The following is a 7,338-nucleotide window of genomic DNA, read 5'->3' as shown; positions in this document are numbered from 1 at the left end:
GATCTGAAATCTTCCCGGACCTGGCCAAGCAAATCGAGATCACCCAGCGGGTGCTGGATACCCGGCCGTATCTTTGATTGCCAGGAGCTGATCATGCGCAAGCACATCTTGAGCGCGATCCAGGCGCATGCGGCAGCTGAGTATCCGAAGGAGTGCTGCGGCCTGGTCCTTACCATTGGTCGCAGGCAGCAGTACTTCCCGTGCCGAAACATCTCGACTGAGCCGAGCGAAGAATTCCGGCTTGACCCGGAGGACTACGCCACGGCGGAGGATCTGGGTGAGGTGATCGGCATTGTTCATTCGCACCCAGACGCCACCAGCAGGCCGTCACCTCGGGACCTGGCTATGTGCGAGGTCACGGCCTTGCCCTGGCACATTCTGAGCTGGCCTGAGGGCGATCTGCGCACGGTTACCCCATCGGGCTCTACGCCGCTTCTCAGGCGCCCATTCGTGCATGGCGCCTGGGACTGCTGGCAGGTCTGTGCGGACTGGTACAAGCGGGAATGGGGGCTTGAGTTCGAGGCTTTCAAGCGGGAGGACGGCTGGTGGGAGGACCCGGCTGGTCCGAGCCTCTATGAGCAGGCCTACGAGGCTGCCGGCTTCTACCGTGTGGACCGCCCTGATCGTGGTGACATGATCGTCATGGCAGTGGGGCGCACTGCACATCCGAACCACGCCGGGATCTACCTGGGTGCCGATCCGGCATTGCCAGGGGAAGAGTCGGGCACCTTCGGCCCTGGGCCTTTCCTGTTGCACCACCTGTACGGGCGCCCGAGCGAGATCATCGTCTTCGGCGGGCCTTGGTATCACAGAGCTCGCCTGATTCTCAGGCACAAAGATGCGCAATAACCAAGTGACACGGCGGGCCAAAAACAAGAAAGGTAGGTCATCCTCCCGTGGGGAGGTTCAGTAAGACGCCTATATTTGGTCGCTCTCCAAGGCCTCCAATCAGTTTGGCGCGAATTTGAAAGCACGACTCTCCGAACACTCCGTTTCCGCGCATCTGTGTCACGTAGTCTTTCGCAGCGTCTCTCGGAAGATATCCAACCTTGAATGAGTCGATGTAAACGGCGCAGGCGTTTTTGTCATGAGGATTGTTCGGCTCGGTCACAATGAATGCTTCTAGATTGTTTTCGTAGGCGACCGACATGTTATTTCGTATGTGCCTCAGCTCGGCTTGAAAATACGATTCTCCAACAACATGGAAGCCAAAGCTGGTCGTTCCTCGGATTCGTCCGGTAAGGGGCGGAAGGTCTACGCATTGCAGCTTGCCAGGTCGTCGGGACATCTTTGTATTCCGATTTCAGCGTTAGGGTTTGCACCAATCATAGAGCAGCCAATTGAAGCGGTGATACAGTCAACGACTTTCAGGACGAGGAAGAACCATGCGGGCTTTGATAGCGGCGGCAGCGGTTGTGGTGCTGGCGGGGTGCATGGCGCCGACCATGAATGAGGCGCGCCAGGCGGGGCCGTATAAGGTGCTGATCTCGAAGAAAGCCGACGCCGCGTTGGCAAAATGTGTCCAGTCCGAATGGCAGAATCAGCCGATCTTCGGCGGCACGCCTGGGGCAACGCTTCAGCCGGGGCGTGATACCGGATATACGGTGTTCACTGAGGGCTCTCAGTACTTTGTTGATATCCAGCCAAAGGGCTCAGGCTCTGAGGCAAAGTATTACGTAGTGGTTGGCAACTGGATTGCCAACAAACGACTGACCGCACTACAGGGCTGCCTGTAGCGGCACATTAAATTGTTCAGGGCTCGCTTAGGCGGGCCTTTTTATTGTCTGGAGAAAAGCAAATGGCGGCGCTTGCTATCAATTATCAGCCTATGACTACGATCCTACTCTATGGTCAACTCCGGCAGTTTGGGCGGTCATTTCGGATGGCAGTGAGGAGCCCTGCCGAGGCGGTGAAGGCCTTGTGCGTACAGATTCCCGGCTTCGAGCGCTTCTTGTCCAATGCTAAGTCCCGTGGGTTTGAGTTCGCTGTATTTCGCGGCAAGACAAACCTGGTGGAGAAGGAACTTGATTTTGCGGGAGAGGGTGATATTCGCATTGCTCCAGTGATCACCGGCAGCAAGCGCGGTGGCGCCCTGCAAACCATCGTGGGTGCAGTTCTGGTTGTGGTTGGCCTTATCATCACCGGGGGGACTTTCGGTGCTGGCGCGCCATTTGGTTCAGCGTTGATCATGACGGGCGGGTCGATGATGCTGGGTGGTGTGATCCAAATGCTCAGCCCCCAACCTGGCGGCCTCAAGACCAGTGCCGCACCAGACAACACGCCTGGCTACGCCTTCGGCAGCGCCAAGAACACCACCGCTTCTGGCAACCCGGTACCGCTCTGCTACGGCAAGCGCCGTGTAGGTGGGGCGATCATCAGCGCCGCCATCTACGCAGAGGACCAGATGTAATCGTCGCTCGCAGCACCGCAGCCGCCCATGAGGCGGCTTTTTATTGCCTGGAGGAAAGCATGGGCGCAGTACAAGGTATCGAAGTCCACGGCGCCAAGGGCGGCGAAAAGAAACCCAAGGCACCGATAGAGGCGCCGGACAGTCTGCGCTCTGTAGCCATAGCCAAAATGCTGATTGCAGTGGGCGAGGGCGAATTTGAAGGCGTGCCGACTGCGCGTGACATATACCTCGACAACACTCCACTGCAAGACCCTCAGGGCAACATGAACTTCCCGAACGTGAAGTGGGAGTGGCGCACTGGGGCAGTGGACCAGGCCTACATCCAGGGCATTCCATCGGTCGAGAACGAGACAACCATCAGCACCGAGTTGCGCAGCGGCACTCCGTGGGTTCGTGCAATCAACAACGTCCAGCTTTCGGCCGTGCGCCTGCGCTTTGCCTGGCCGATGCTTCAGTCCATTGATGCGGCTGGCAACATCAACGGTTACCGGATTGCCTACAAGGTCGAGGTGGCCACCGACGGCGGGGCTTATCAGGAGGTCCTGAACGAGGCAGTGGATGGCAAGACCACCAGTGTCTACGAGCGTACCCGGCGTATCAATCTGCCGGCAGCTGCCAGCGGGTGGCTGCTCAGGGTGACCCGCATCACCCCGAACCAGAACAACAACAAAATTGCCGACACCATGCAGATCGCTGGTTTCACTGAGGTCATCGATGCAAAGCTGCGCTACCCGAACACCGCGCTGCTCTACATCGAGTTCTCAGCTGAACAGTTTCGCAGCATCCCAGCCGTCACCGTGGAGACCAAGCTGAAGAAGGTCCTTGTGCCGGCCAACTACGACCCTGTGGCCAGGACCTACTCCGGTATCTGGGATGGCAGCTTCAAGTTGGCCTGGACTGACAACCCAACCTGGATGACCTACGACATCACTGTCAGCGACCGCTTCGGTTTGGGCCGGCGCATCAAGCCGTGGCAGGTGGACAAGTGGGAGCTGTACCGGATTTCCCAGTACTGCGACCAATTGGTGCCAGACGGGAAGGGCGGAACAGAGCCACGCTTCATCTGCAACTTGAATCTCCAGAGCAAGGCCGATGCCTGGACGCTGTTACGCGATATCTCCGCCATCTACCGTGGCATGACCTATTGGGCCCAAGGGCAGGTCTTTACCCTGTCCGATATGCCACGTGACACCGACTTTGACTTTGCCTACACGCGAGCGAATGTGATCGACGGCAAGTTCACCTACTCCAGCGCATCGGAGCGCACCCGGTACACGCGCGCTCTTGTCAGCTACGACAACCCGGCGAACAACTACGATACCGACGTCACTGCAGTGACCGACCAGAAGCTGCAGCGCCGTTATGGCGAATCACCTTGAGTCGGTAGTCGTAAAAGGGAATGAGGTAACTATTAACGGGGAGTCATTCGACTTTTCACCGCTTGAGCGTGGTTACGAGCTTTCGCTTGAGGCTATCGGCTCCCCGCTGTTCGCCGACAAAGCCGTCATGTCCACTGACGGTGTACTGTCGATCGCGCTCCTGATGCCCTACGACGAAGCCACGGCCACCGATGCCATTCGCTTTCCTGAGCCTGTGACCGTGACTGCCGATGGCCCCGTGGACATTCCCACTGATCACCCGGCACCAGCTTCTGAGACCCCAATCATTGAGGACGACCATGGACTTCTCGCAGAGCAAGAAGACGTTCACTGAGCAGGACCAAAAGGCGCAAGAGGCCAGGGAGTACCTGCAGCAAACTGACTGGCTTGTGGTGCGCAAGCTGGAAACCGGCAAGGAAGTCCCGGCCGATATTGCAGAGAAGCGTGCCGAGGCGCGCAGCCTGATCTAACACAGCAACACCCGACCACACCCGCCTAGAGCGGGTTTTTTTGTGCCTGGAGTTTGACAATGACAATTCAAAACGCCCGCGGCGTCCGCAACCGCAACCCGGGAAACATCGACTACAACCCACGCAATGACTGGCAGGGCCAGCTCGGCAAGGAGCCGAACGGCCGGTTCGCTGTCTTCGACACCGCCGAGAACGGCATCCGCGCACTGGGCAAGCTGCTGCTCAACTACCGCGGCAAGGACGGCATGCCCGGTGTGGGCAAGCCCGGTATCGACACGCCCCTGGAGTTCATCAGCCGATGGGCCCCCAGCAACGAGAACAACACCCAGGCATACGCTGCAGCGATCGCCAAACGCCTGGGCGTCGGCGTACGTGATTCGATCAACATGGCCGACCCCAAGACGCTGCGCGAGACCGTGCTGGGCATCATCGTGCACGAAAACGGTGGCATCCTTACCCGGATGCTGTGGTTGAGGAAGGCCTGCGCAGGGCCCTGAAGTGAGCGCCGGCGCCTGGCGGGTGGCTGGCCTCCTACTGACCGCTGTCCTGGTGCTGTTCGCCGGCGCTGCCCTGGGGGCGTGGCTGGCTTCCAGGCATTACCGGCCGCTGCTCGACACCGCCCAGGAGGCTCTGGCCACGGCAAAGGCTGGTCGCAACAACCTGGAAGCCCTCGCGGGGGAGCAGGGCAGGAAGCTGGGCGACCTGGTGCTGGCTGGCCAGGAGCGCGAGCGCCACGCTGCCCAGGCCCAGGCCGACGCCAAGGAGCTGGCGCAGCACGACTACTCGGCGGCGAATCGCCTACTGCAGGAGCGTACCGGTGGTGACCCGGTGCCAGCGGCCGAATCGATCATTGATCAGGAGCTGGGCTTATGAAGTGGTTGCTGCTGGGAATTGTGGTTGCGCTGGTGGGATGTGCGGCGCGGGAGCCTGAAGTGCGCACCGTGCGGGTGGAGGTGCCTGTGCAAGTGCCGTGTAGGGCGCCAGTGGTGCCCGTGCCAGCCTGGGCCACGGATAGCCTCAGGAAGACCGACAGCCTGGAACTAAAGGTGCGGGCGCTGCTGGCAGAGCGTCGGCAGCGGATCGGGTATGAGCGGCTTCTGGTCGCGACCGTATCAGCCTGTCAATGATCAGCCGTTGTTCACCGCATCGCCCCCGGCGGGTTTGGTCATAGGCTCTATCAGTTCCGCCCCATGATTCCTGACGTTGCCGACAGCGGTGCCCACCCTGAACCATTCGAAGGCATCGGCGGGCTCTCCCTGATGCAACACCATCTGCTCGGTGCGGTCCTTTGACGTGGCAGGCCAAGCCATTCCAGGGCCAAGTCAGGCGTATATGTCTACCATTATGCCGTGTGCTGCGGTTTACAGCTTCAGAGCCTCTTCCAGATCCTTACTTGTTGGTAGCCAGCATGTGCTTGCTTCGCGTTACTACGGCTCGATCAGGCCGAGAGCGCTCAGCGCTACGTGGGCAAGCCAATCCAGGGGCGGTGCCAGTCCGAAGGCTTTCTTCGAGGGTTCGTTGCAGCATCAACAACTCCTCGCGCTGCACTGTTAGGGTAGCTTCAATTTGCTGTATCTCCTGCAGGCGTATGTTGATCTGTTCCACGGTAAAGGATTTAGAACAGCTCCCGTCTTGAAGGAAAAGGCCGCGAATGGTGTCAAGAGAAAACCCCAACCTTTGCGCGTGGACCACGACTTCCAATCGCTCAATGGCGGATTCGCTGTAATGGCGATAGTTGTTCATGTCACGCGTGGGGGCGTCCAGCAAACCTTGCTCCTCGTAGTACCGTATTGCTGAAGCAGCAAGGCCTGTACGTCGCGCAATCTCGCCTATTTTCATTTTTTGCTTGACCTTCAAGTTGGCTTTAATCTGCATTATAAGCCGAAGCGCAATCCGGAAGGCACTCGGATTGGGCTCGATAAAGACCTTTGATCTACGTGGAATATGAAAGATGAGCAAAATAACCGAGTTGCTGAATTGGCGTTATGCGACGAAAAAGTACGATTCGTCCAAGGCAGTACCTGCTGAAAAGCTAGAGCGAATTCTGGAGGCAGTACGGCTGACGGCAACGTCGAGCGGGCTACAGCCATTTGAATTGCTGGTAGTGACCAATCCACAAGTTCGTGAAAAGATTAAGGCGGTCAGCTGGGATCAGGCCCAGATTACCGACTGCTCTCATTTACTGGTGTTCGCCGCTTGGGACGACATCACGGCTGAGCGTGTCAACATGATGTTCGACCTGACTAATGTTGTACGAGGTAGTGTCAATCAGGATTGGGAAAACTACCGTCAAATGCTCCTCGGTATAGTCGCCGAGCGTGGACAGGAAGCCAATTATCAAGCGGCTGCGCGTCAAGCCTATATTGGCCTCGGCTCGGCTTTAATCGCCGCAGCATCCGAGGAAGTCGACGCGACGCCCATGGAAGGTTTCGACCCCTCGGCTGTCGATGACATTCTGGGACTGGGAGCCAGGCATCTGCGCAGTGTGGTGCTCTTGCCTTTAGGTTATCGGGCAGCAGAATCTGACTGGCTGGTAAACCTGAAAAAAGTACGGCGGTCTCGCGAAAATTTCGTAACCGAAATCAACTAGGGAGAAAGTGTAGCCGCCCCACACTGCAGCAATAGTGGGGTGGCGCTATCGCGCTCATATCGATGGCGCGCAGGATGCCCGTATGGCTGGGTGACAACTATTCAAAAGCATGCGTAGAGCGGATTGTTTTCGTTCGGCAGGACGCCGGAGGATGGGGTCAAAAGGCCAAGTGACTTTCCGAGTGACATTGTAAATCATGGTTGCGCACTGTTAGGCATCGTTGCAGCGAGCGCCTGGCGCGAAGCCTTGTGTTTGGCGGCCTGTGGCGAGGTCCGCTTGCATGGGGTGCTAGGGGTCGAGTGTTCGAATCACTCCGTCCCGACCATATTTTTCAATGACTTAGCCCAATCTTCACAGGTTGGGCTTTTTCATGCCCAGGGACTTTTGCGGGGGTTCAACCCGTTTTCCTCCTCAAGATGGTCAGTGCCGGCCCTCGCGAATCGGTCGCTGATACTTTGTTCGCTGCCTCAATCAGATGCTGCAGCTCCG

The 7,338-nt window shown here is 58.3% G+C and carries 11 protein-coding genes and 3 pseudogenes; 10 read left to right on the top strand and 4 right to left on the bottom strand.

Annotated features, from left to right (window positions below):
- Positions 1–93 precede the first annotated feature (93 nt).
- Positions 94–849 carry a C40 family peptidase gene (locus BLX41_RS16005; protein WP_123725697.1) on the top strand — a complete coding sequence of 252 codons (756 nt, stop codon included), beginning with the start codon at positions 94–96 and terminating at the stop codon, positions 847–849.
- 37 nt (positions 850–886) lie between these two features.
- Here BLX41_RS16005 and BLX41_RS37365 read toward each other — a convergent pair whose 3' ends face one another.
- Positions 887–1,288 carry an HIRAN domain-containing protein gene (locus BLX41_RS37365; RefSeq protein ID WP_123725696.1) on the bottom strand — a complete coding sequence of 134 codons (402 nt, stop codon included), beginning with the start codon at positions 1,286–1,288 and terminating at the stop codon, positions 887–889.
- 97 nt (positions 1,289–1,385) lie between these two features.
- On the opposite strand from BLX41_RS37365, the gene BLX41_RS15995 reads away from it, so the two are divergent.
- The 8 genes and pseudogenes from BLX41_RS15995 to BLX41_RS15965 all read left to right on the top strand — a co-directional run bounded on the left by BLX41_RS15995 (position 1,386) and on the right by BLX41_RS15965 (position 5,386).
- Positions 1,386–1,736, top strand: coding sequence for a hypothetical protein (locus BLX41_RS15995; protein ID WP_123725695.1), 351 nt, complete (start codon positions 1,386–1,388; stop codon positions 1,734–1,736).
- Between the two features lie 62 nt (positions 1,737–1,798).
- Positions 1,799–2,410, top strand: a complete 612-nt coding sequence (locus BLX41_RS15990; RefSeq protein ID WP_123725694.1) for a tail assembly protein — start codon at positions 1,799–1,801, stop codon at positions 2,408–2,410.
- 59 nt (positions 2,411–2,469) lie between these two features.
- Positions 2,470–3,786 (top strand): annotated as a pseudogene (gene gpJ / locus BLX41_RS15985) (TipJ family phage tail tip protein); the annotation flags it as partial.
- Positions 3,773–4,123, top strand: a complete 351-nt coding sequence (locus BLX41_RS15980; RefSeq protein ID WP_185073605.1) for a hypothetical protein — start codon at positions 3,773–3,775, stop codon at positions 4,121–4,123. The pseudogene gpJ and the gene BLX41_RS15980, both read left to right, overlap by 14 nt.
- Entirely contained in the window at positions 4,089–4,259 is a 171-nt protein-coding gene (locus BLX41_RS33690; RefSeq protein ID WP_173476955.1) for a hypothetical protein, read from the top strand. Before BLX41_RS15980 ends, BLX41_RS33690 begins: the two co-directional genes overlap by 35 nt.
- A 59-nt stretch (positions 4,260–4,318) precedes the next feature.
- Positions 4,319–4,761 (top strand): annotated as a pseudogene (locus BLX41_RS15975) (structural protein P5).
- A gap of 17 nt (positions 4,762–4,778) precedes the next feature.
- Positions 4,779–5,132, top strand: a complete 354-nt coding sequence (locus BLX41_RS15970) for a hypothetical protein (protein ID WP_259744948.1) — start codon at positions 4,779–4,781, stop codon at positions 5,130–5,132.
- Positions 5,129–5,386, top strand: a complete 258-nt coding sequence (locus BLX41_RS15965; RefSeq protein ID WP_123725693.1) for a hypothetical protein — start codon at positions 5,129–5,131, stop codon at positions 5,384–5,386. The genes BLX41_RS15970 and BLX41_RS15965 overlap by 4 nt, the downstream gene beginning before the upstream one ends.
- On the opposite strand, the pseudogene BLX41_RS35485 reads toward BLX41_RS15965, so the two are convergent.
- Both BLX41_RS35485 and BLX41_RS15955 read right to left on the bottom strand, forming a co-directional pair.
- Positions 5,387–5,586 (bottom strand): annotated as a pseudogene (locus BLX41_RS35485) (DUF159 family protein); the annotation flags it as partial.
- Positions 5,587–5,648: 62 nt separating this feature from the next.
- The gene (locus BLX41_RS15955) at positions 5,649–6,134 is read right to left on the bottom strand and encodes a MerR family transcriptional regulator (RefSeq protein WP_259744947.1); all 486 of its coding nucleotides are present in this window, start codon (positions 6,132–6,134) and stop codon (positions 5,649–5,651) included.
- Between the two features lie 76 nt (positions 6,135–6,210).
- Here BLX41_RS15955 and BLX41_RS15950 point away from each other — a divergent pair, with 76 nt between their 5' ends.
- Complete coding sequence (locus tag BLX41_RS15950; protein WP_123725692.1) at positions 6,211–6,849, top strand: NAD(P)H-dependent oxidoreductase; 639 nt, start codon at positions 6,211–6,213, stop codon at positions 6,847–6,849.
- A gap of 394 nt (positions 6,850–7,243) precedes the next feature.
- Here BLX41_RS15950 and BLX41_RS35480 read toward each other — a convergent pair.
- On the bottom strand, positions 7,244–7,338 hold a 95-nt coding region (locus tag BLX41_RS35480; RefSeq protein ID WP_259744953.1), incomplete at its 5' end, for an integrase.

Source organism: Pseudomonas protegens (assembly GCF_003732485.1).
GTDB classification, from domain to species: domain Bacteria; phylum Pseudomonadota; class Gammaproteobacteria; order Pseudomonadales; family Pseudomonadaceae; genus Aquipseudomonas; species Aquipseudomonas protegens_B.
The sequence above is the reverse complement of the archived record's forward strand: the minus strand, read 5'-3'. Positions and strand labels throughout refer to the sequence as shown.